The organism is Vibrio sp. 1562, assembly GCF_033340155.1.
In the GTDB taxonomy this organism is placed as follows: Bacteria; Pseudomonadota; Gammaproteobacteria; order Enterobacterales; family Vibrionaceae; genus Vibrio; species Vibrio alginolyticus.
Genome location: NZ_JAWOVY010000001.1, coordinates 26,250 through 49,602 on the forward strand (window position 1 = coordinate 26,250; position 23,353 = coordinate 49,602).

Annotated in this window: 17 protein-coding genes and 1 pseudogene; 8 read left to right on the forward strand and 10 right to left on the reverse strand. The window is 44.2% G+C overall.

Annotation, left to right across the window (positions count from 1 at the left end):
• The first annotated feature begins 251 nt into the window (after window positions 1–251).
• On the forward strand, window positions 252–1,202 hold the full coding sequence (gene tal, locus R7Z49_RS00120) for a transaldolase (RefSeq protein ID WP_005373488.1): 951 nt from the start codon (window positions 252–254) through the stop codon (window positions 1,200–1,202).
• Between the two features lie 125 nt (window positions 1,203–1,327).
• A complete protein-coding gene (gene tkt / locus R7Z49_RS00125) occupies window positions 1,328–3,319 on the forward strand; it encodes a transketolase (RefSeq protein ID WP_318111094.1) in 1,992 nt (663 codons plus the stop codon).
• Between the two features lie 141 nt (window positions 3,320–3,460).
• On the opposite strand, the gene R7Z49_RS00130 is transcribed toward tkt, so the two are convergent.
• The 3 genes from R7Z49_RS00130 to aroG all read right to left on the reverse strand — a co-directional run bounded on the left by R7Z49_RS00130 (window position 3,461) and on the right by aroG (window position 7,611).
• The gene (locus R7Z49_RS00130; RefSeq protein WP_318111095.1) at window positions 3,461–5,023 is read right to left on the reverse strand and encodes a PAS domain-containing methyl-accepting chemotaxis protein; all 1,563 of its coding nucleotides are present in this window, start codon (window positions 5,021–5,023) and stop codon (window positions 3,461–3,463) included.
• Between the two features lie 209 nt (window positions 5,024–5,232).
• Window positions 5,233–6,405 (reverse strand): MFS transporter, encoded by a 1,173-nt coding sequence (locus R7Z49_RS00135; RefSeq protein ID WP_318111096.1) that lies wholly within the window; start codon window positions 6,403–6,405, stop codon window positions 5,233–5,235.
• Between the two features lie 153 nt (window positions 6,406–6,558).
• Window positions 6,559–7,611: a 3-deoxy-7-phosphoheptulonate synthase AroG gene (aroG, locus tag R7Z49_RS00140; protein ID WP_017635200.1), complete on the reverse strand. Its 1,053-nt coding sequence runs from the start codon at window positions 7,609–7,611 to the stop codon at window positions 6,559–6,561.
• Window positions 7,612–8,068: 457 nt separating this feature from the next.
• Here aroG and R7Z49_RS00145 point away from each other — a divergent pair, with 457 nt between their 5' ends.
• The gene (locus R7Z49_RS00145; RefSeq protein ID WP_017819897.1) at window positions 8,069–9,061 is read left to right on the forward strand and encodes an OmpA family protein; all 993 of its coding nucleotides are present in this window, start codon (window positions 8,069–8,071) and stop codon (window positions 9,059–9,061) included.
• A gap of 88 nt (window positions 9,062–9,149) precedes the next feature.
• On the opposite strand, the gene R7Z49_RS00150 is transcribed toward R7Z49_RS00145, so the two are convergent.
• The gene (locus R7Z49_RS00150; RefSeq protein ID WP_318111099.1) at window positions 9,150–9,752 is read right to left on the reverse strand and encodes a beta-phosphoglucomutase family hydrolase; all 603 of its coding nucleotides are present in this window, start codon (window positions 9,750–9,752) and stop codon (window positions 9,150–9,152) included.
• 76 nt (window positions 9,753–9,828) lie between these two features.
• Between R7Z49_RS00150 and arfB the strand changes: the two genes are divergently transcribed.
• Together arfB and R7Z49_RS00160 are read left to right on the forward strand one after the other, a co-directional pair.
• Window positions 9,829–10,242, forward strand: coding sequence for an alternative ribosome rescue aminoacyl-tRNA hydrolase ArfB (gene arfB, locus R7Z49_RS00155; protein WP_017635196.1), 414 nt, complete (start codon window positions 9,829–9,831; stop codon window positions 10,240–10,242).
• Between the two features lie 100 nt (window positions 10,243–10,342).
• Complete coding sequence (locus tag R7Z49_RS00160) at window positions 10,343–12,112, forward strand: methyl-accepting chemotaxis protein (protein WP_258509895.1); 1,770 nt, start codon at window positions 10,343–10,345, stop codon at window positions 12,110–12,112.
• Window positions 12,113–12,202: 90 nt separating this feature from the next.
• Here the strand turns inward: R7Z49_RS00160 and vmeZ are convergent, their stop codons facing one another.
• Window positions 12,203–15,355, reverse strand: a complete 3,153-nt coding sequence (gene vmeZ, locus R7Z49_RS00165; protein ID WP_017635194.1) for a multidrug efflux RND transporter permease subunit VmeZ — start codon at window positions 15,353–15,355, stop codon at window positions 12,203–12,205.
• Window positions 15,356–15,363: 8 nt separating this feature from the next.
• Window positions 15,364–16,491, reverse strand: a pseudogene (vmeY, locus tag R7Z49_RS00170) (multidrug efflux RND transporter periplasmic adaptor subunit VmeY).
• A 419-nt stretch (window positions 16,492–16,910) separates the two neighbouring features.
• Between vmeY and R7Z49_RS00175 the strand changes: the two are divergent.
• Window positions 16,911–17,375 carry a dCMP deaminase family protein gene (locus R7Z49_RS00175; RefSeq protein ID WP_005373515.1) on the forward strand — a complete coding sequence of 155 codons (465 nt, stop codon included), beginning with the start codon at window positions 16,911–16,913 and terminating at the stop codon, window positions 17,373–17,375.
• Window positions 17,376–17,457: 82 nt separating this feature from the next.
• Here the strand turns inward: R7Z49_RS00175 and pepT are convergent, their stop codons facing one another.
• Window positions 17,458–18,687 carry a peptidase T gene (pepT, locus tag R7Z49_RS00180; protein ID WP_031781280.1) on the reverse strand — a complete coding sequence of 410 codons (1,230 nt, stop codon included), beginning with the start codon at window positions 18,685–18,687 and terminating at the stop codon, window positions 17,458–17,460.
• A 170-nt stretch (window positions 18,688–18,857) separates the two neighbouring features.
• Window positions 18,858–19,721, reverse strand: a complete 864-nt coding sequence (locus R7Z49_RS00185; protein ID WP_186585443.1) for a DUF6279 family lipoprotein — start codon at window positions 19,719–19,721, stop codon at window positions 18,858–18,860.
• Window positions 19,722–19,982: 261 nt separating this feature from the next.
• Between R7Z49_RS00185 and R7Z49_RS00190 the strand changes: the two genes are divergently transcribed.
• Window positions 19,983–20,156, forward strand: coding sequence for a hypothetical protein (locus R7Z49_RS00190; RefSeq protein ID WP_005373524.1), 174 nt, complete (start codon window positions 19,983–19,985; stop codon window positions 20,154–20,156).
• Between the two features lie 90 nt (window positions 20,157–20,246).
• Here R7Z49_RS00190 and R7Z49_RS00195 read toward each other — a convergent pair whose 3' ends face one another.
• Both R7Z49_RS00195 and narQ read right to left on the reverse strand, forming a co-directional pair.
• Entirely contained in the window at window positions 20,247–20,861 is a 615-nt protein-coding gene (locus tag R7Z49_RS00195; RefSeq protein WP_031777156.1) for a response regulator, read from the reverse strand.
• A 4-nt stretch (window positions 20,862–20,865) separates the two neighbouring features.
• Window positions 20,866–22,602 (reverse strand): nitrate/nitrite two-component system sensor histidine kinase NarQ, encoded by a 1,737-nt coding sequence (gene narQ, locus R7Z49_RS00200; protein ID WP_025767926.1) that lies wholly within the window; start codon window positions 22,600–22,602, stop codon window positions 20,866–20,868.
• 247 nt (window positions 22,603–22,849) lie between these two features.
• Between narQ and napF the strand changes: the two genes are divergently transcribed.
• Window positions 22,850–23,335 (forward strand): ferredoxin-type protein NapF, encoded by a 486-nt coding sequence (napF, locus tag R7Z49_RS00205; RefSeq protein ID WP_213899198.1) that lies wholly within the window; start codon window positions 22,850–22,852, stop codon window positions 23,333–23,335.
• Window positions 23,336–23,353 lie beyond the last annotated feature (18 nt).

The following is a 23,353-nucleotide window of genomic DNA, read 5'->3' on the forward strand; positions in this document are numbered from 1 at the left end:
AACGTTGATGAAGTTCACTATAAGTCCATTTCAGCGATTGACTTTCAGCATAGATAGGATAAATATGGACACATCATTTACTCAGCTATCGATCAAATGTTCATAGCATTTGTTCGGTAACGAAATTTTCCGTAGTTGGCTGAGCAGATGTCTCATTAAATGCGATGAGACGGTTAGCTAACTCGCTTGCAAATGCACAAGCTGTGATAACAAAAATCACGCTTAAGCCCATTTAAATAGGATGATCGATTATGAGCAACAAGTTAGAGCAACTTCGTAAACTAACGACTGTAGTAGCAGACACTGGCGAAATTGATGCAATTAAAAAGTATCAGCCAGAAGACGCAACAACTAACCCTTCTCTTATCCTTAAAGCCGCTCAAATCGCAGAGTACGCACCTCTAATCGATGCTTCAATCGAATACGCTAAAGCACAGAGCAACGACAAAGCTCAACAAGTTCAAGATACTTGTGACATGCTTGCAGTAAACATCGGTAAAGAAATCCTAAAAACTATCCCAGGTCGTATCTCTACAGAAGTAGACGCTCGTCTATCTTACGATATGGAAGGCAGCGTAGCGAAAGCTCGTCAACTAGTGAAAATGTACAACGATGCTGGCATCACTAACGACCGTATCCTTATCAAACTGGCTTCAACTTGGGAAGGCATTCGCGCAGCTGAGATCCTAGAAAAAGAAGGCATCAACTGTAACCTAACGCTTCTATTCTCGTTCGCTCAAGCACGTGCTTGTGCAGAAGCGGGTGTATTCCTAATCTCGCCATTCGTTGGTCGTATCATGGACTGGTACAAAGCGAAAGAAGGCCGTGACTTCGAAGCTCAAGAAGATCCAGGCGTACTATCTGTAACTAAGATCTACAACTACTACAAAGAATACGGCTACAAAACTGTAGTTATGGGCGCAAGCTTCCGTAACATCGGTGAGATCTTAGAACTAGCTGGTTGTGACCGTCTAACTATCGCTCCTGCTCTACTTGCAGAACTAGAAGCAGCTGAAGGTGAAGTAGTTGAGAAACTAGTTGATTCTAAAGGCGCAGCTGAGCGTCCAGCACCAATGACTCACGCTGAGTTCCTATGGGAACATAACCAAGACCCAATGGCTGTTGAGAAGCTGGCTGAAGGTATCCGCAACTTCGCCGTTGACCAAGGCAAACTAGAAGCGATGATCGAAGCTAAGCTTTAATTGCTTACCAAAAGCGAGTAGCCCGTCTACTCGCTTTTACCATCAACACTATTTTCAAAAAATTCTATTTGAACTTGTTTCGGCGAGTTCCCTCTATTTAAATCAAATATCGAGAAGTAATCACTATGGATCGTAAACATCTAGCAAATGCAATCCGTGCGCTAAGCATGGATGGTGTTCAACAAGCTAACTCTGGTCACCCAGGTGCACCTATGGGTATGGCTGACATCGCTGAAGTTCTTTGGCGCTCTCATCTAAACCACAACCCATCAAACCCTGAGTGGGCAGACCGCGACCGTTTCGTACTGTCTAACGGCCACGGCTCAATGCTGATTTACTCTCTACTGCACCTTGCAGGTTACGAGTTGTCTATCGACGATCTGAAAAACTTCCGTCAGCTTCACTCTAAAACTCCTGGTCACCCAGAGTATGGTTACGCGCCAGGTATCGAGACCACAACGGGTCCGCTAGGTCAAGGCATCACTAACGCGGTTGGTATGGCTCTAGCTGAAAAAGCGCTAGCAGCGCAATTCAACAAAGAAGGCCACGACATCGTTGACCACTTCACTTACGTGTTCATGGGCGACGGCTGTCTGATGGAAGGTATTTCGCACGAGGCATGTTCTCTTGCAGGTACTCTTGGTCTAGGCAAGCTGATCGCATTCTGGGATGACAACGGCATCTCTATCGACGGTCACGTTGAAGGTTGGTTCTCTGACGATACACCTAAACGTTTCGAAGCTTACGGCTGGCACGTAATTCCAGCAGTAGACGGTCACGATGCTGACGCAATCAACGCAGCAATTGAAGCAGCGAAAGCGGATCCACGTCCTACACTTATCTGTACTAAGACTATCATCGGTTTTGGTTCACCAAACAAATCTGGTTCACACGATTGTCACGGTGCGCCATTAGGGGCAGAAGAAATCGCAGCAACACGCAAAGAACTAGGTTGGGAGCACGGTCCTTTTGAAATTCCGCAAGAAGTCTACGCAGAATGGTCAGCGAAAGAAACAGGCGCAGCTAAGGAAGCAGCGTGGAACGAGAAATTTGCAGCTTATGAAGCAGCGTACCCAGAGCTGGCAGCTGAATTTAAACGCCGCGTAAACGGTGAGCTTCCGGCTGAGTGGGAAGAGAAAGCAAACCAAATCATTGCTGACCTTCAAGCAAACCCAGCAAACATCGCGTCACGTAAAGCATCTCAAAACGCACTAGAAGCGTTTGGTCAAATGCTTCCAGAATTCATGGGCGGCTCTGCTGACCTAGCGCCTTCTAACCTAACCATGTGGTCTGGTTCTAAGTCTCTAGAAGCGAACGACTTCTCTGGTAACTACATCCACTACGGTGTACGTGAATTCGGTATGACAGCAATCATGAACGGTATCGCACTGCACGGTGGTTTCGTTCCTTACGGCGCAACATTCCTAATGTTTATGGAATACGCACGTAACGCTATGCGTATGGCTGCTCTGATGAAAGTTCAGAACATCCAAGTTTACACGCACGACTCTATCGGTCTTGGCGAAGATGGCCCAACTCACCAACCGGTTGAGCAAATCGCGTCTCTACGCCTGACTCCAAACATGAGCACATGGCGTCCATGTGACCAGGTTGAGTCTGCAGTGGCATGGAAACTAGCGATTGAACGTAAAGATGGCCCATCGGCGCTTATCTTCTCTCGTCAAAACCTAGCGCAACAAGAACGTACAGCTCAGCAAGTTGCTGATATCGCTAAAGGTGGTTACATCCTGAAAGACAGCGATGGTAAGCCTGAGCTAATCCTAATCGCGACAGGTTCTGAAGTTGAACTAGCAGTGAAAGCAGCAGAGCAACTAACGGCTGAAGGTAAGAAAGTACGCGTTGTTTCAATGCCATCAACAGATGCGTTTGACAAACAAGACGCCGCTTACCGTGAAGCTGTACTGCCATCAGACGTAACAGCACGTATCGCAATTGAAGCAGGTATTGCTGACTTCTGGTACAAGTACGTAGGCTTCGACGGTCGCATCATTGGTATGACTTCATTCGGTGAATCTGCACCAGCCGGCGAACTATTCAAAATGTTTGGTTTCACGACTGAAAACGTAGTGAACACAGCAAAAGAGTTACTCGCGTAATTGCAGTAAAAAGATAGTCAGTTTTCTCTATTGCGAATGTGAAAACTGAAAAGCCCCACCAGCAATGGCGGGGCTTTCTTTTATCTGGCTCCTATTCGCATAAACGCAGCCAGGACATAAACATCACAACTTTCGTTACGACTATTTGTCTTCAAATCGAAGTGCGAGCTGATAGAAATCTTGTACTTGGTCTTTCAACTGTCGGCTGTTTTGTTCAACTGAATGTGTTGCTGCCAAGTTTTGTTCTGCGGTCGAAGCGATAGAATGAATGTGCTGGTTTACATCACTAGATAGCTTTAACTGGTTATTCGCCGCTTCTGCTACATCAACCATCAGCCCACTCATGGTTTGCATCATCTGTTCAACTTCAGACAAACGCAACGCGCTTTGTTCTGCTACTTGAGAACAGGCATCGGTTTGCTCTTTGTTTGCCAGAATATCTTTCTGCCAACTTTGAATCGTTGCCAACATAGTGGAGATAGAAGCTTGGATTTGTTCAGTTGCATTGGATGTACGCCCAGAAAGCGCGCGGACCTCATCAGCTACAACAGCAAAACCACGACCTTGCTCCCCTGCCCTTGCTGCTTCAATCGCCGCGTTAAGTGCCAGTAAATTGGTTTGCTCTGCGATCCCACCAATCTCTTCCATCAAATGGTTCACCTTCTGCGCCTGATCACTCAGTTGATACGTCGTTTCCGTCGCTTTTTCAGCTTGAAGACTTAATTGCGCTAGATTGGTGTGCGTTTGATCGATGGTCTCCTTCGCCATCAAGCATGACTTCAATGTATCATCAATCAACATATGGGCATCATTGGTACTCGAAGAAACCGAATTTGCCGACAACTCCACCTCTTGGGTAGCATCTCGCACACGATGAATATCGGTATTTTGCTGATTTAATGCAGCCGAGACTTCTGCCGTTGTTTGACTAAGCTCTTCGGCGCAATGCTGCAAAGGCAATGCGGAGTCAGTCATTCTTCCTAACACGGTTCGAATTCTTGCGGATAGCATTTTGATATGGAAATCGGCAATCGAAAATGCCGTGTTACCGGAATAGATCAAGCGACTTACGCTGTCATATTGCTTTTGTAACTTTTTAAGTTGCTGAGGTGTATCAATTAACTCTTGGCGGAATAACAGAGCCAGAACACTTGCAGGTAACGCACTTGCAAGCCAAGCCAACGGCCCTTCAACAGACAACGCATATGCGGTTGCAGGTGCGGTTAGTGCACCAAGTAGAATCGCATAGCGAATGGTTTCATTGATTTTCAACGACCAAGTTCGACCAGACTTCTCTGCAGTACGCATGCTTTTGTAGGCTTTTGTCGCAATATCAACCCACTCTCGCTTTGGTTTCACGCGCACTGATTGATACCCAACAACATGGTTGTCTTCGTAGATAGGGGTGACATAAGCATCAACCCAATAGTAACCGCCAGACTTAGTGGCATTCTTAACCATTCCACGCCAGGCTTTACCTTGTTTAAGGCGTGCCCACATGTCACCGAAAGCGGCTTTAGGCATATCATTATGACGAACTATATTGTGGTTCTGACCGACAAGTTCTTCGTGAGTGTATTCAGCAACGCGGCAAAAGGCTTCATTACAATATGTAATAACGCCTTGTAAGTTCGTTGTTGAGACGAGTTCCTCAGACTCCCTCACGAGAGTTTCTTGAGCTTTACGAGAAATATTGGCTGACATAGACGAAACTTCTTTAGTTTTTATTGATTTTCGGCAAGATATATACAGGATTTTTATTTTTATTACAAAAAGTTAGATAAAAAGTCTTATCAAATCGACATTTTTATTGTGGGAATTCACATTATCGATAAAAACATAAAGAGGAGATTGTTGATTTGAGCTAATAAACAAACCCGACACGATAGGCCGGGTTATATATTAAGACTTAATTAAGCGGTTTGTGATTCTGGCTTTTTATTCGTTTTTAACGCAAACATCGCGATAACGAGTAACACAAATGGAAGAACATACAAATTAAGATTCTGCCAACCTACGGTAGACTCAAGCCAACCAGATAGTAATGCGGTGATGGTGACACAACTGAACACGAAGAATTCATTAAACGCTTGAGCCTTGCTTCTGTTTTTCGCTTCATAGCTTTGACTAAACAGCCCGGTTGCTGCGATAAACATAAAGTTCCACCCTATTCCTAACAGGATTAAAGCAAGACTAAAATGCCAGATAGACACTCCATGTATATTAATTCCAATACAAGCAACAAATAGCAATCCACCCGCCAAAATCATATTCTTAGCGCCAAACCGCTCTATCAGACGGCCCGTGACAAACGCAGGTGCAAACATACCCAACACGTGCCATTCGATCACTCCCGCCGCTTTATCAAAATCAAAGCCACAACCAATCATCGCTAAAGGAGTTGCTGTCATTAAAATGTTCATCACCGCGTACGCAACCATTGCCGCGATAACTGCTAGCATGAAATTAGGTCGACGAATAATCAGTCTGAGCTTATCCGCCTTAGCGTGTAGCGCCTGCGTGTGTGCAGGTGGAAAACGAATGGTTTGTAGCACAACCAACGCAGTTATATAAAGCACGACAAGCGCAGCAAATGCACTAATGTATAAGCCATCACCTGACCACTGCTGTGAGTACACCGCCAAATTAGGTCCAAGGATCGCCGCTAACACCCCACCCGCCATAGATATCGAAATCGCCCTATGCCTTGCCGACTCTTCACACACTTCAATGGCAGCAAACCTGTATAGAGTACCGAAACCTATACCAACACCAAGCAAAAACGTAGACATGCAGAACAGATAGAAGTTTTGTTGACTTAATGCATACGTCGCTAGACTAGCACCCAAAATGCCAATGACATTACCAAGGCTAAAACCAAGGCGACGCCCTAACTTGCCCATAATTAGCGACGCGGGAATTGTCGCGGCCATCAGTCCCAAAAACTGTAGTGCAACTGGTAATGTGATAAAACTTGATGACGGCGCAAGTGTTTTGCCAATAAGGGCAATAACAGATATGAGTAAAATATTCCCTGTCATTAATAAGGCTTGGCAGAGGGATAGAAGCCATACATTACGATTCAATTCCAAATTCCTTTTGGTTACAACGTATACAGATAACATATAGGAAAGCAGAAGCAATAGAAAGATATGAGAGTAATTCTCAACAAAAAGAGCCAGAGGCATAGTACCTCTGGCTCTTCACTATTCACTTTTAAAAAAGTTTTTCTGTTGAGCTTACTTGTTGCGGCGCGCTTTTACTGCATCAGAAAGCTGACGAAGTACCGTTTCCGTATCTTCCCAACCAATACATGCATCAGTAATCGACTGACCATAAGTGGCTGCTTTACCATCCACTAAGTCTTGGCGACCTTCAACTAAATGAGACTCGATCATCACTCCAAAAATGGCTTCTTCGCCAGCAGAGATTTGCTCGGATACATCATCAGACACCAGCATTTGACGCTTGAACTGCTTCGAGCTGTTAGCATGGCTAAAATCAATCATCACTTTTTTCGGCAGACCTGCAGTGTCCAGCTCATCTTTAATTTGAGCTACATGTGCTGCACTGTAGTTTGGTTCTTTACCGCCACGTAGAATAATATGGCAGTCTGGATTACCAGCGGTTTCTACGATCGCGGAATGACCGTATTTTGTTACTGAAAGGAAGTGATGGGAAGCGCTTGCAGAACGAATCGCGTCGCTCGCTATTTTAATATTCCCGTCTGTACCGTTTTTGAAACCTACAGGACAAGAAAGACCAGAAGCTAGCTCGCGGTGAACCTGAGATTCTGTCGTACGAGCACCGATAGCGCCCCAACTGATCAAATCCGCCACGTACTGAGGTGTGATCATATCTAAGAATTCACTTGCCGTTGGCAAGCCCATATCGGTTAGATCAAGAAGAAGTTTACGTCCGATACGTAGACCATCATTTAGCTTATAGGTGTCATTTAAGTAAGGGTCATTGATAAGGCCTTTCCAACCAACGGTCGTACGCGGCTTTTCAAAATAAACTCGCATAACAACCTCAAGCTGCTCGCCCAGTTCATCACGTAGTACTTTTAGCTTTTTACCGTACTCAACCGCGGCAGCCGGATCGTGAATAGAACACGGGCCAACGATAACGAGTAATCGATCGTCTTTTCCTTCAAGAATATTGTGAATGGCGTTACGGCAATCAAAAGTGGTCGAAGAAGCGGTTTCAGTCGCTGGGAACTTCTCTAATACTGCAACAGGTGGCAATAACTCTTTTACTCTATTTATTCTTACATCATCAGTTTGAAACATTACTTCTACTTCCTGGTTTTATTTCCGACCCCATTTTTACCAACTGAACTCATTGCAACATTGTTCACAAAGCGAGCAGCATCAAGGGCTGTGGTCATTTTCTGTCTAGCGTTTAAGTAACTTATCGGCTTAGGCGTAGACTTGCAATCAGTTTTTGCAAATAAATGCAAATAAATGCCACCTGTTAACTACTGCGCACAATGTAAAGTAAAGTTTACGAAAAAAGTTCAAAATAATCATCAATTTTCTTATGCACCAAAAAATCTTTACTACAATGTAAGAAATATCAGAAGTTTGTGAGGTATTTTTGGGTAGTAAATGTTGATCAAGTTCAAATATATTGTTGCTTGATATGAAATGATTAGAATATTAAACTAATTTCTTATAAACGCTGGTTTTTCTAATTTTTTGATAAAACGAAGTAGAAGTTAATATGCAATCAATACAAGGAAACATTATGAACAAAGTAGCAATTGCAGTAGCAGCAGTGGTAGCTGGTAGTAGCGCGCTTTTAAACTCTGCTCAAGCTGAAATGTACATCGGGGGCAAAGTGGGCATGACTACACTTGACGACGCTTGCTATCTAAATAGCCCTTGTGATGATGAAGCGTTTGGTGCAGGACTACATATCGGTTATGACTTTACCGATATCATTGGGCTAGAGTACGGCGTAGACTTCTTAGGCGACTACAAAGCTAACTCGATGTCAGGGGCTAACACGGTTAATACGATTGACGGCAATCTAACGGCTTTAACACTTGCACCTAAATTCAACTGGCACTTAAACGACTCTTGGAATCTGTTTGCTAAGATCGGTGGTGCTTACATGATGTCTGATGACGAAACAGACTTTGTCCCAACAGGTTCTTTGGGTGCTGAATACTCGATCGATAGAAACTGGAGTGTTCGCGCTGAATACCAACGTTACCAAGACATGTCTGACGACGTGTGGGACGACATGGATGCTAACTTCTTTGGTATCGGTGTTAACTACAAATTCGCAGCAGCTCCAGTTGTTGCAGCAGTTGTAACGGAAGAAGTGATCGAGCCAGATCCAGAACCAGTGATGATGAGCAAGGTGCACAAAGAAGAGTACGGTACAGGTACGTTTGAATTCGATAGTGCTAAGTTAACAGAGTCCGTTTCTGAACGTCTGGACAACTTTGTTTCATTCTTGAACGAATATCCTCAAGCTCAAGTAGAGATTACTGGTTACACGGATAGCTCAGGCCCTGCGGCATACAACCAAAAACTGTCTGAGCGTCGTGCTCAATCTGTTGCTGATTACCTAACCGCAGCTGGCATTGGTTCAGATCGTTTGACAGTTAAAGGTATGGGTGAAGAAAACCCAGTTGCTGACAACAGCACTCGCGAAGGTCGTGAGAAAAACCGTCGCGTAGAAGTTGTGGTACCTTCATTTGAATACCAAGAGCTAGTTCAACCAGAATAAGCATCTATGATTCATGATCGATGATGTGGTAAAAATTAATGGGGTGCATTTGCACCCCATTTTGATCTCATATTAAGGGATATTGCCACTATGGTTTTGGGAAAAAGATCAACTCATTATCTTGCACCATAACGCAATCCATACCAGCTGCATGCGCCGCTCGCTTCCCCAACTCAGTATCCTCGAACACAAGACACTGTGACGCCTCCAAGTCGAGTTGTTCCGCGGCCACCAAAAAGGTATCTGGAAAGGGTTTATGGTTCTCTACATCACTCGCGGTTACTACAACATCTAACTTGTCTAATAAACCTGCATGACTTAATAAGCGCATGGCACTTTCTCGTTGGCTGCCAGTCCCGACTGCAATTTTCTTATGGCCTAAATATTCCTCTAACACTATGCTCGTGCAAGGAATAACGTCACCATGAAGCTCCATAGCAGCGAATGTTTCCATTTTAAATGTCGCGACAGTTTTAGGATCTAACGAAAGCTCATGCACACGATTTAGTTCCTCAACAATTTTAAAGCTCGGCATCCCTCCCAAACTGTGAAACCATTCCTGGCAAAACGGAAAATCAAAACGCTCAGCAGTTGCTTGCCAAGCTGCCAAGTGGGCTGGCATGGTATCGATTAGAGTACCATCCATATCAAATATGAATCCCTCATAGGGTCTAAAATCAATCGTGCTCATGTCTTTTCTTCTATTTGTGCATCTGTAATGTTAATTTATCAGCTCTTTCAATCGTCCTTACCGGCATTTACTTATCATGCTCAAAATTTCGAACTCCGTCACAATTCAAGAGTGGGAAATTCAATTATCCCCAATTAGAGCTCAAGGAAATGGTGGCCAGAACGTTAACAAGGTAGCGTCCGCTATACACCTGCGCTTTGATATCCGGCATTCAAGCTTACCTGACTTTTACAAAGAGCGATTACTTGCACTTTCTGATAGTCGTATAAGTAAAGATGGCGTGATCATCATCAAAGCGCAACAATTTCGGACACAAGAACAAAATAAGGAAGACGCCCTAAATCGGCTTCAAGCATTGATAAAAGCTGCCGCTTTACAGGAGAAGAAGCGTATTAAAACGAAACCAACCCGCGCTTCTCAACGCCGAAGACTTGATACAAAAAACAAGCACGGAGCGAAAAAACAGCAACGTAAAAAAGTGCTGTATTAGTGCATGTCGTTTTCTCGACATGTTAGTTGAACAACGTTTGCTAGCCCTTGGAAATCTCATTGGATTTCTCTTTTTAGTTACTTATTCAGGAAACAACAATATGACTATTAGGCAAAAACTCTACTTCCTCGGAGTTATCGCCATTTTAGGCATCGTGGCCCTTTTGGGTACGTCATCCCATTTTGAAAATAAGAGCAATGATCTTAATCACGCCATCAAACTCGTTGGTGATCTAGAAATACGCTTACTCAACTTACGCAGAAATGAAAAAGATTTCCTACTACGTAGTAATGACAAATATCTAAATAAGTTTGACGCCAATGTTGACAAGTTTATAGACACAGAAAAAGAGCTTGCGAACATACTCAAGAGTAATGAATTACCTTCCAGTCAACAATTTAAGCAAGACTTGCTCGCATACCAAAGGGGCTTTCAGAACCTGGTCAGCGCTTACCAACGATACGGGCTTGATTCAAAGAGTGGGCTTCTCGCTGGTTACGAACAAGCACTATTAGAAGCAAAACAACGTTCAGACCACCAGCAGTTATTGGCATTAGTCCGTTTTGACTCTGCGGTAAAAGCAGGACTATTCAATAGTGACTTGCTTGAGGGGCAATATGCTCCGGAGCTTATCAAAACAGGTAAGCAATTGGCGGCCCAAAAGCAAGTTGTTGGGGTTGCTTATGACAAAGGCCTACTCGGTGAAACTCGCGCATTATCTCATGCCGTAGAAGAGCAATTTGAAACCTTTTCCACAGCCCTTAGCTCTGCTGCCGCACAACGTGATGAACAAATGTCGACCATCAAGCAGGTCATTACAGCTCTGATCTTAGTCGTTATTTTCGCATTGATTTGGCAAATTTCACGTTCAATCAATACGCGAGTGAATAGCTTACTTGGCACCATTCGAAGTATCAGCGAAACGAACAACATGGGACTTCGATCTGATTTGAAAGGTCAAGACGAGCTATTTGATATCAGTCATCACCTCAATGACCTATTGGATAAGCTTGAGCATCTAATTAGTAGTACCCAAGAAAAATCGGCGCAACTCACTGCAAGTACCGATAATATGCATCGTGAGTTAGAAGGCGTTATGGAGCAATTCCACACTCAAACTGACCACACTGCATCAATGGCGACGGCAGTTCAGCAAATGGTTGCCACAATAGGTGAAATCTCTGAAAGCACATCAGTTGCGGTAGAAGGCGTACATCAGGCAGCGAATAATGCCGAACAAGGTCGAGGAGTTGTTGAGGCGACGGTAACCAACATCGGTCAACTAACCACGATTTTATCAAACAGCCAGCAGTCGATTGGCTCGCTGAATCAGCATGTAGATAAAATTGGTGGTGCCGTGAACATCATCCAAGAAATTGCAGAGCAAACCAACCTACTAGCTCTCAACGCAGCAATTGAAGCCGCGCGAGCAGGCGAACAAGGCCGCGGGTTTGCAGTTGTTGCCGATGAAGTACGCGCCCTAGCTAGCCGAACTCATCAATCCACAGAGGAAATCACGCGGGTCGTTGCAGATATTCAAACTCAAATGTCTACAGTTGTTGCTGATATTGATCAATGTAACGATCAAGGGCGACAAACACTTAATGCTTCTGAAAAACTGGATTCTAGCCTGCAACAGATCATCACTGACATGCATTCAATTCAAGGTAATTCGGAGCGCATAGCTTCAGCAATTGAAGAACAAGGTATCGTGATGAACCAAGTTAGCGGTTCAATCACCGAGCTAAACGCAATATCTGAGAATAACATGCAATCCGCTCAGGAATGCTTGCATGAAGTGAACTCTGTCTCTGCTCAAGCTCATGATATGGATGAAGCCGTTGCACAATTCAAAACTGCGCTAAAATAACCCTTTTTCAAAATAGAAAGCCCGAGGCAACCATTGCTTCGGGCTTTTTTTCAATTGTCACTTCGTGCTTACTGCGCACTTCGGATGTGATTATTCATCATCAAGAGGAACCAGCTTGGTGTTGCCGCCATGAACTTTCTCACGCTGTCTTTGCACCAGAGCGTAGAAGCCTGGGATCAAGAATGTACCTGCTAGAAGCACACACAATAGACCACCAATCAGCGACACGCCGAGTGAGTTTTGACTCACGTGCCCCGCGCCAGCGGCAAAGATAAGCGGGAAGATACCCAGGATAAATGACCAAGATGTCATATTCACAGCGCGGAAACGTAACGTGCCTCCTTTAACCGCTGCACTATCGATATCAGCATCTTTTTCTTCACGCTCTTGCTTGGCGAACTCCACAATCAAAATTGCGTTTTTCGCCGCCAAGGCTATGAGCAAGACAAGACCAATTTGGGCATACAAGTTAAGCGGCGTGCCAGTTAGATTCAACGCAAGGAAGGAACCTAACGTTGCTACTGGGACCACCAAAATAATAGCCAGTGGAATACTCCAACTCTCATACTGAGCCACCATAAACAAGTAAATGAAGATCAAAGCCAGCGCAAACGCATAAATGGCTTGGTTACCCGCGAGCACTTCCTGATAAGCCATACCTGTCCATTCATACGTGTACCCTTGTGGAAGAACTTCAGCAGCAACGCGTTCCATTGCGGCAATCGCATCACCACTAGAGTAACCCGGTGCTGGTTGGCCTTGAATGATAGCACTGCGGTACATGTTGTAACGCCACGCCACATCAGGCTCAAACACTTGCTCGTAGCTCACTAGCGTACTTAACGGAACCATATCACCGTTCGAAGAACGAACATGGAAACGCTCTAGATCTTCCATGCTGCTACGGTGCTGGCTATCAGCTTGCATGGTTACGCGGAAGTTCTTACCAAACATGGTGAAGTCATTCACATAAAGCGAACCTAAGTTGCCTTGCAAGGTTTGGAAAATAGACGACAGCGAAATACCTAATTGCTGCGCTTTCTCACGATCGATATCAACGTAGTAGTGCGGAACATTCGCGCGGAACGTGCTAAACGTGTAGGCAATTTCAGGCGCTTGGTTAGCCGCTTGGATCATTTCTCCCATGACCATCGACAAGTCGGTACGACTTCGCCCTAGCGTGTCTTCAAGCACAAACTCAAAACCAGACGCAGCGCCCATACCAGGAACCGCCGGTGGTCCCATCGCAAAAACAACCGCTTGAGGTAGCTCTGTCGCCGCTCGACCGTTAATACGTGCCGCGATAGCATTAGCAGAGTGCTCTCCTTGCAGCGAGTTACGAGTATCCCAGTCATGCAATTTGATAAATACAGAAGCACCGTTTGATGCTGCTGCGCCTGTCATAAACGAGTAACCGTTCGCAACCGTCACACCATCCACACCAGGTTCTTCACCGATCATTTTCATTAAATCATTGGTGACTTCTTCAGTACGTGATAAAGAGGCTGAATCTGGTAGCTGTACGTTAACCAGCAAAATGCCTTTATCTTCTTGAGGAACAAACGCTGTAGAGGTGGTTTTCGCAAAGAAAGTGACCGCTGCGATAGCAACTATAAAGAACGTCACGAGCAGTAAAGACTTCTTCACCAAGAAACCAGCGATCTGGCCATAACGCGTAGTGATGCGCTCTAAGCCTCGGTTGAAAGCCTGGAACCAGTTAGCGGTATTGCCCCCACCCTGCTTCAATACCAGAGAACAAAGTGCTGGAGACAGCGTCAATGCATTGATGGATGAAATAACAACCGAAATACAGATGGTCAAAGCGAACTGGCGATACATGATACCGGTGATACCTGGCAGCATGGCGACGGGTATGAATACCGCAAGTAGAACCAAGGTCGACGTGATGATTGGGCCCGTTACTTCTTTCATCGCTAGCAACGTCGCTTTACGCGGTGAAATGGTTGGGTCTTTCGCCATGGTAGTATCGACGTTTTCGATAACCAGAATCGCATCGTCCACCACGATACCAATCGCAAGGATCAAGCCAAACAAAGTAACCGTATTAATGGTGAAGCCCGTTGCCTGCATGATGGCAAACGTACCAATCAGAGAAACGGGGATCGCGACAACAGGAATCAACGTTGCACGCGCACTACCCAAGAACAAGTAAGTTACAGCGATCACCAATAGAATCGCTTCAATCAGTGTTTTTACTACCCCTTTGATCGATTCAGATACGAACACGGTTGTATCGTAGCTGGTCTCGTATTCCATTCCCTCTGGGAAGTTTTTGCTCAAGCCCTCAAGGAGCTCCATGACGGCCTGACCACTTTCTAACGCATTCGCATCCGATTGAAGAGACAACGCAACGATTGACGCGTCCTGGCCACGGAACTTACCGTTACCATCGTAGAACTTTTTGCCTAGTTCAACGCGAGCAACATCTTTCAGATAAACCGTAGAGCCATTGGGATTAGCTCGAAGGACTACGTTCTCAAACTCACTCACGCTTTCCAAGCGACCTTTGGTCACAAGGTTAAACTGAACTTCTTGCGGATTGTTGTATGGTGCTGCACCTACACGCCCTGCCGCAACTTGAACGTTCTGTTCAGCCAAAGCGGCGTATACGTCTGACGTGGTTAGCTTAAGGTTGGCCATTTTTTCAGGATCTAACCAAACACGCATTGCGTATTCGCCACCACCAATCACGTTAACTTCACTGATACCTTTCGCACGAGCCAACTGATCTTTTACATTCAAGTTAATGTAGTTAATCAAGAACTGATCATCGTATTTGCCATCAGGTGAATAGAAGTTAAGCACCATCAGCAAGTCAGGTGAACGCTTTTTCACCGTCACACCAACCATGCGAACTTCTTGAGGCAGTTTTGACTCAATCTGTGACACGCGGTTTTGCACGTTAACTTGCGCCATATCTGGATCGGTGCCGACATCAAACGTGACGTTTAGGCTGTAAGAGCCATCGTTCGCGCTCTTTGAAGACATGTATATCATATCCTCAACGCCGTTGACTGAGGTCTCTATGGGGTCAGCAATGGCCTGCTCGACAACTTCCGCACTCGCACCGGTGTAGTATGCCGAAACGCTGACTGATGGCGGACTTATCTGTGGGTACTCCGCCACTGGCAAAATCGCCAGTGAGATCGCGCCGGCTAGCGTTAATATGATCGAAATAACCAGCGCGAATTTAGGTCTCTGAATAAAGAAACGACTTAACATAGTGCCCCCTACTGCTTATCTTCAGCAGGTGCTTGAAGGCGCACTTCTACACCATTACGCACACGTTGTAGGCCTTGTGTAATAACTGTATCTTCCTGATCGAGCCCTTCTCGAATGATAATACCTTGTTCAACCTGAGGGCCAAGCTCTACGTTACGACGCTCTGCGACATTTCCCTCAGCCATCACCATCACAAAGTCACCTTCTAAGTCAGTTTGAACGGCACGTCGTGGAATAACAATAACGTCCTTCGTATTCTTATCTCTCAAGTTCACTTTGATGTGCTGACCCGGAAGTAACTTCTGATCTGGGTTTGGAACGAGCGCGCGCATAGCAATCGTACCCGTTTTGGTGTCAATACGATTACCTAAGAAATCAAGCTTACCGAGATGCTCAAAAAACTGTCCATTTTCCAGTTCAAGCTGAACTTCAACGCGGTTTGATTCAGCCGAGCCATCACCTTTTACTTGATCCATACCCATAGCTAAACGCTCACGCTCACTCACACTAAATGAGGTATGAACTGGATCTAAACTCACCAGAGTTGTCAGCACGCCAGATGACGGAGAAACCAGATCACCCGTACTCACTTTGGTATCACTAATACGTCCGCTAAAAGGTGCTCGGATTTGAGTATAGGAAAGGTTAACTTCAGCAAGTTTAAGTTGAGCATTTGCCGCTTCTAGCTCTGCTCTCGCACCAAGAAGTGCAGCTGTTAAAGCATCAAACTCAGATTGAGAGATACTACCGCGAGGCAACAAGTTTTTACCTCGAGTATGATCTAATTCGGCTTTTTTTAGCGCCGCTTTAGCTTGTGCAAGTGCGGCTTTAGCACTCGCGACTTAGGCTTCAAAAGAAGATGGCTCGATAGAGTAAAGGAGCTGCCCTTTTTCTACCATTTGCCCCTCTTCAAAGTGACGAGCTTTTAAGTAGCCAGAAATCTGCGCGGTAATATTGGTATCTTCTACTGCTTCAATGCGACCGATATAAGACTTGCTCGGTTGGTAGTCGATAACCGTGACATCCTGAGTCACTACGAGAGGCGCTTGACCTTTCGTTTGGGCATTATTAGCTTCCCCGCATCCAGCGAGGATTGCTGTAGCCGCCATTAGTGCGACAAGTGGTTTCTTTTGCATGTATTTACCGTCTTTATAGAACAGGATATTGTTGAATTCCTATCAACCTTACTCCTTGCTGCCACTGAAAACTTCACTGAAAAGCGCCCAAGGTGTTTCTAAATGTAAACATGAGAAACAAAAGGAAAATAAAGTAATTTAGTTAACAGTGGTATTCAATGAGCAATATACATACAACTCAATCATAACTATTTAATATACGCCTTAGGAGATCGCGAATTTTAGCGTGTGCTTGGAAACACTAACGGGAGTATTGTATTCGGGCGTAAAGTGAGATTCAGTGCTCAAGATAAGAACGTTTTGTGGCTAAAAAGGTAAAAAGTGACGCCTTCATACTCAAGACCCCGATTTTGACTATTTTTTTAATATAAATGGGTTATCATTCAATTAATTCAACGCCTTCGACAGAGAGGATGACTATGATTTCTAAATGGGCGAAACGCTTTTACCAGATGGCAGAACTAGTGGCGTCTTGGAGTAAGGACCCATCAACACAAGTCGGTGCCGTTATTACTAAACAGAATCGCATTGTATCTGTTGGATTTAATGGCTATCCGCATGGTGTTTCTGACAGTGTCGACACCGATGAGCGCGAGTTGAAATACCTTAAAACACTGCACGCGGAAGAGAACGCAATTTTGTTCTCAAAACGTGACTTAGACGGATGTGATATTTGGGTAACGCATTTTCCTTGCCCTAACTGCGCGGCAAAGATCATTCAAACAGGGATCTCACACGTACACTGCCCCGAGCAGTCTGAAGACTTTTTATCTCGCTGGGGAGATAAAATCCAAGTCAGTCAAGATATGTTCGATCAAGCGGGTGTGAAAGTCGACTGGTTACCACTAGAAGACATTGAAATTGAAGACAAAGACGTGCGCTAGTATCCCATCTTAATAGTTAAATAGCCCAGGAAGATCTGGGCTATTTTGTTATTAAATCTGCAAGAGGTCTCGACGTAGTCTTTTAACTGTGTTTTTTCGCTGTGAGCTCAGCAATTTTGACAATAACGAGTACTGATTTTTCCATCATTTCAACAGAAATAAACTCATGAATTCCGTGGAAGTTAAAACCACCGGTGAAGATATTCGGGCACGGCAAACCCATAAAAGATAAACGAGCACCATCTGTACCACCACGAATAGGTTTTATAATCGGTTCCACATCACACGCTTCCATCGCTTGCTTTGCCAGCTCAATGATATGAGGGTAAGGCTCAACCATTTCTCTCATATTGTAATAGCTGTCTTTTATTTTTAGCTCTACAGAACCATGGCGTAAACCCGTGTTCATTTCATCGACGAGTTTCTGCATAAAGGCTTTTCGATCCTCAAGTCTTTGACGGTCAAAGTCTCTAATAATGTAACCTAGCTCGCTTCGTGCAACGCCCATTTCTGCCGATTTTAGATGGAAGAACCCTTCGTAACCTTCGGTTGTTTCCGGAGTTTGATCTTGGGGCATTTGAACTTGAAATTTCGCAGCCAAGTTCATCGCATTGACCATTTTGCCTTTTGCAGTACCTGGATGAACGCTAACACCATGAAAAATTACATCAGCGTTTGCTGCATTAAAGTTTTCGTATTCCAATTCACCTTGCGGGCCACCATCTATAGTGTATGCCCATTTCGCGCCAAATTTTTTAACATCAAACAAATCTGCACCACGACCGATTTCTTCATCCGGAGTAAAGCCGATACAAATGTCGCCGTGTGGAATGTCTGGGTTTTCCAGTAGCAGAGCTACCGCGGAAAGAATCTCTGCGATACCGGCTTTGTTATCCGCGCCAAGTAATGTAGTGCCATCGGTAGTAATAAGATTGTGGCCATGTAGGTGATGTAAATCTGGGTATTGCACGGGAGATAACACTTCATCCCCCAACCCTAATGCAATATCGCCACCCTGGTAATCTTCGATGAATTGCGGCTTTACGTTTTTGCCAGATGCATCCGGCGCGGTATCCATATGGGCAATGAAGCCGATAGGAGGAACCTCATAATCAACATTGGCTGGTAGTTTAGCCATCAAGTAGCCATTTTTATCCAAAGTCACGTCACTTAAACCAAGCTCGATCATCTCTTTTTTAAGTAACTCAGCAAACACAAGCTGACCAGGTGAACTTGGGCAAAGCGTCACATGTGGATTGGATTGGGTATCAAACGTGACGTATCGAAGAAATCTTTCAACTAAATGTTTCATATTTATTCTCATTGTTTTGTACGATGAGGCCTTATCACGCATTGATAAGCTGACGTTGCCTCATCAAACCTCACGCTATGTTACGCTCTTAGCTCAATAAGAATTTGCTTTGAATCATTTTTTGATAAGAAAGGCTTTTGCGCTTTGCTTTCGCTCATTGAGGTATGAATTTAATCTAAAAGTTCCTCAGCCAGTACTCGCCACTCTTTAACCTTTTCACGAAAATGACGCCATTGCTTATCGGTCATCGAACGAGAAACATCTAATGTCAGTTGATCAACCAATGCAAAGTTAGAATCAATATTCAGAGAAAGCTGCTCACTATAATAACTCTCTGGCTCGAACAAGAGTCGCATAAATATATCTTGATAAGTCACAACATTAGATTTGTTGTCGAACAAGTATTCGAGCTCTTGATATACCGTGGCTCGATAATCTCTCCATAAAGGGCTGTTTAAAATAACTTGCTGAGAAAATCTTTGAGCTAATTGACGCTGATTTCCTGATAGATTCCCCAGCCATTCTTCCATCCACTCTTCAGTGTTATCCAGAATAATTTCACGCACTTCGTCTTCTGTCTTATCGGCATATTTTGCGTTTCGCTCTTGATAATGTTCTTGTACATTACTCAAAAACTCGCGTTCTTGCTCTTTCGTTAATTGCAAACTTAACGCAAAAAGATCTGGTGCTGCTTTGCTTACCACTCTATCGTAATGCGCTCGCATTCTATCTCGATTTTGTTGTAAGTAATTTAAGGTGATATCGCTCGCTTTTAATCTCTCAAGGTCTTTTAAATGTTCGATATATAATGGTAACTCCTCTTTCTTGTGCCAGTCTGCCAACAATAATAAGCGCTCTTCCACCAGGACTTCTTGTTCCCCTTGCAACGAGACATAGTCCTCTAAGTAATCGAGCACGAACCAATCGATATTGCTGTATAAAAACTTTTTCGCACAACCGGCAAGCAGAAATACGAAACAAAATAGAAGGCCATAACGAAGCGCCTTATTAGGTACATCCTTTAATTTAGTCACTTATTCGTATTCCCTTTTCTGTTGATTAAGTTCTATACTCAACCTGTATCACTTAGTATTGCGGCAAACTTACACCAGTGTGACAAATATTGATTGCCACCTTAATAATATATAGAGTTTGAAATTAACTTTTTGATCACAGCTATCCGCAAAAAAGTGAGTTAGAGCGCAATTATCGGCTAAAAAACGTACCGAACGACGCTCCCTATAACGGCATATAATTTGCATGGATGTTTTTTGGATGGTTTATGGAGGCGAAGTATGGCAGCCGCTGAGCAACTTGATACCAGTGTAGAATATGAGATTCGATATTTTGAACAGGGGAAAATGCACTGCATGAGAGTCATTGCTGAAAGCAAAAAAGTGGCTTATCAGTACTATTTGGAGTGTGGTAAGCACAACAGTGACTTGTACTCTATTCGCCCAGACAAGTAAAAAAACCGCCTGTTAGGCGGTTTTTTTACTTGTCAGAATCAATATAACTATTTGATTTTATTTATCATTACAGATTCAAATCCAACAATGTTATTTGATGTCGCCAAAGCGCTCAAGATAAAGGACGGTTGCTGCAGTACGAGAAGGAACTTGAAGCTTTTTAAGTAAACTCTTCATATGTACTTTAACCGTAGACTCAGAGATAAAAAGACGATCGGCAATTTGCTTGTTGCGGAAACCTCTTGCCACCTCTCTTAAGATCTGAGATTCACGATCGGTCAGTGTATCAAACACGTCCTCTTGCTCTGAGCGTTCACTCAAATACTTAGAAACTTCTTGGCTGTATGCCTTGTCCCCTTGATGCGCTTGTTTTAGCAACTCAACCAACTCATCAGGCTCAGTGTCTTTCAATAAATAGCCATCGGCACCACTTCGAACTATTGCTTCTATATCTGCTGGGCTATCTGAAACGGTTAGAATGACAATTCTGGCTTCACAGCCATCTGCACGCAGTGCTTGCAAAGTATCAAGGCCAGACATGCCTTTCATATTAAGATCAAGAAGTACAAGATCCAGTTCCAGCTCATGCGCTTTCGCTACTGCATCCGCGCCATTACTTGCTTCTGCAATAACCTCAAACTCAGGCTCAAAGCTTAAAAGCTGGTGGATACCTCTTCGCATGAGTGGATGATCATCCACCAGCATTACTTTACACACTGTCACTGTTTACTTCCTTACTATGTTGGAATTCTAATTTTACGGTACAACCTTTGTTTATCGATGCTTCGATGTGAAGATCGGCATGCAGTCTAGCGGCCCGCTCTTGCATGATACTCATACCGTAATGATTTAATTTTTCGTCTTGATGTTCAAAGCCTATTCCATCGTCGCTAACGGTTACTGTGACTTTTCCATCATTATCGAGACATTGAATGTGAATATTATCTGCTTGCGCATGTTTGATAGCATTAATTGCCGCTTCTCTTATCAACTGTAGTAAATGAACCTGCTGATGTGCGTCCAGTTCAGTTGATGAAAGTCTATTTTTTAGCGTAATGTCCGCAGCAGTTTGTTCACTGAGCGTTTCAACCATGTCTTGCAATGCTTGGCCAAAACTGCCCTCTTTAATCGTAAGACGAAACGTCGTCAGTAATTCGCGTAACTGCGTATAAGCCGCAGATAAGCCCGTATCTAGCTCAGCAATAACTTGATTAGCCTGCGCGATCGCCTTTTCGTCAGGCAAGTTCTTTACGCTTCTCTTTAACAAAGCGACCTGAATTTTTAAGTAAGAGAGTGCTTGAGCCAATGAATCATGCAACTCCCGAGCAATAGTGGCTCGCTCTTCCATCAGCAGAATTTGTTCTGCTTGGCGCTGCGCCCGATTGTAATACACGGCGCGTGATAAAATCTGCACGAAGTTGTCAATAAGAGCCTCGTTCGGACAAGGTAACCCTGCTTTCCAATATAAATAGCCCAAGTGCTCACCATCTAGCATCAGGGCTTTACCGTGGCAATCTTCATCACAATCTTGGCAGCATTCTTCTCCTTCCATCAATATCCAGCTCGGTTCTCCCAGCTGCTCGATTTCAAGTTTGACCGCTTTAATGCCCTCAAGACTGACGATATGCTGCAAAATCGCCTGGAAATTGTCTTGATTAATACGCGACGCCGTGAGTTCTTTTGACGAGTCATACAGCACCTCTAAAGACTGGTTGGCATGCTGCAATTTACGTGTTTTCTCATCAACCGCTTGTTCTAATCCTCGGTACAACTTACCAAGGTCTGTCGCCATCCGGTTAAAGGTTCGAGTCAGTATTCCCATTTCATTGTCGCTAGATACATTGAGCGATATATTGAATGAGCGATTTTTAATTTGCTCGCTAGCAAAAACTAAGGCACGCAGAGGCCGAACAACTTCGAGGCGCACAAAATGAACGACAAACATACTGACACAAAGGATGCCACCCAACCCTAACCCGCCGATCCAGGCTAAGTTAATCAGTTTTTGCTCCGAAAAGCTTTGCAGCTTAAATACAAACTCATCGATTTGTTCAACAAAACCGGCCACTAGGAGTTGATATTCTGCCGGGTTGTCTCCTCTCAGCACCGCCTTGAGTTCATGCCATCTGATAATAAGACGGTAGTAATCGTGAGTGATGTCTTCAGGCACAGACCAATGCTGAAGCGCTTTCATTGAAGGTGAATATATCGAATGTTCAAATGCGTCAATATGTGAAGAATAGTCAACAGATTTAACCTGAATATCATTCGCCAGACGGTAGCTTTGCATTCGCATCGAGCCAGCAACATTGACGGCTTCAGCATCGTTCAAACTGGACGCTAACGTAAAAATCGCAAAACCAGTCGTAGCGACTGAGAGCAGCAAAATAAGAAGCATCGCGGACGCAATCGTGCGCGTCACTGACTTTTTCACATTTTTAAACAATCTGAGTTCCTCGCCCATTAACAATCCTATTTGTACGTGCAATGAACCCATTACCTTTCAACTTTATCAATATGTGATCACCTGCGACGGAATTTATTGATCCAAAACAATATTGCATACCATTTACCCCCTAAGAGGTATTTATACAAATATGTCAAAAACTACAATTTCGTTAGTTTAAATGACAGTTTATTAATGAAAATTGTGGACTATGCTTAGTTTGGGTTCCAAGTTTCGAGGTGACTAAGTGGTAGACCTTTCCAGAAGAAGACTCTTTGCAAGAAAAGCGCACCCCGACAACGCCGTACGTTTGCCTTGGTTAACTAAACCGCAACAGTTTACGGACGATTGCACTCGCTGCGGTAAATGCATTGAGGCCTGTGAAACAAAGATTATAACCAAAAGTGATGGCGGATTCCCCTCGGTCGATTTTTCCATCGATGAATGCACATTTTGCTATCAATGTGCAAACGCCTGTCCTGAGCCCCTTTTCTTGCCAAAAACAGAACAACCTTGGCAAGCAAAAGCAAGTATCAACGATAACTGCTTAGCAAAACAAAATGTCGAATGCCGAAGCTGTGGGGATATGTGCGACCCGATGGCAATTCAGTTCAAATTAGAACTGGGGAAAGTAGCACAACCCAATTTAGACCTTGATGAGTGTAACGGCTGCGGCGCCTGTGTTTCAGTGTGCCCGACTTCATCCATCAATGTGAGCAATACAACAGCCTAAGCCGAATGTCGTCGGCCA

Coding starts and splice junctions, on each gene's coding strand:
- tal (WP_005373488.1), top strand. CDS start 252: ATGAGCAACAAGTTAGAGCAACTTCGTAAACTAACGACTGTAGTAGCA.
- tkt (WP_318111094.1), top strand. CDS start 1,328: ATGGATCGTAAACATCTAGCAAATGCAATCCGTGCGCTAAGCATGGAT.
- R7Z49_RS00130 (WP_318111095.1), bottom strand. CDS start 5,023: ATGTCAGCCAATATTTCTCGTAAAGCTCAAGAAACTCTCGTGAGGGAG.
- aroG (WP_017635200.1), bottom strand. CDS start 7,611: ATGTTTCAAACTGATGATGTAAGAATAAATAGAGTAAAAGAGTTATTG.
- R7Z49_RS00145 (WP_017819897.1), top strand. CDS start 8,069: ATGAACAAAGTAGCAATTGCAGTAGCAGCAGTGGTAGCTGGTAGTAGC.
- R7Z49_RS00150 (WP_318111099.1), bottom strand. CDS start 9,752: ATGAGCACGATTGATTTTAGACCCTATGAGGGATTCATATTTGATATG.
- arfB (WP_017635196.1), top strand. CDS start 9,829: ATGCTCAAAATTTCGAACTCCGTCACAATTCAAGAGTGGGAAATTCAA.
- R7Z49_RS00160 (WP_258509895.1), top strand. CDS start 10,343: ATGACTATTAGGCAAAAACTCTACTTCCTCGGAGTTATCGCCATTTTA.
- vmeZ (WP_017635194.1), bottom strand. CDS start 15,355: ATGTTAAGTCGTTTCTTTATTCAGAGACCTAAATTCGCGCTGGTTATT.
- R7Z49_RS00175 (WP_005373515.1), top strand. CDS start 16,911: ATGATTTCTAAATGGGCGAAACGCTTTTACCAGATGGCAGAACTAGTG.
- pepT (WP_031781280.1), bottom strand. CDS start 18,687: ATGAAACATTTAGTTGAAAGATTTCTTCGATACGTCACGTTTGATACC.
- R7Z49_RS00190 (WP_005373524.1), top strand. CDS start 19,983: ATGGCAGCCGCTGAGCAACTTGATACCAGTGTAGAATATGAGATTCGA.
- R7Z49_RS00195 (WP_031777156.1), bottom strand. CDS start 20,861: ATGCTGGTGGATGATCATCCACTCATGCGAAGAGGTATCCACCAGCTT.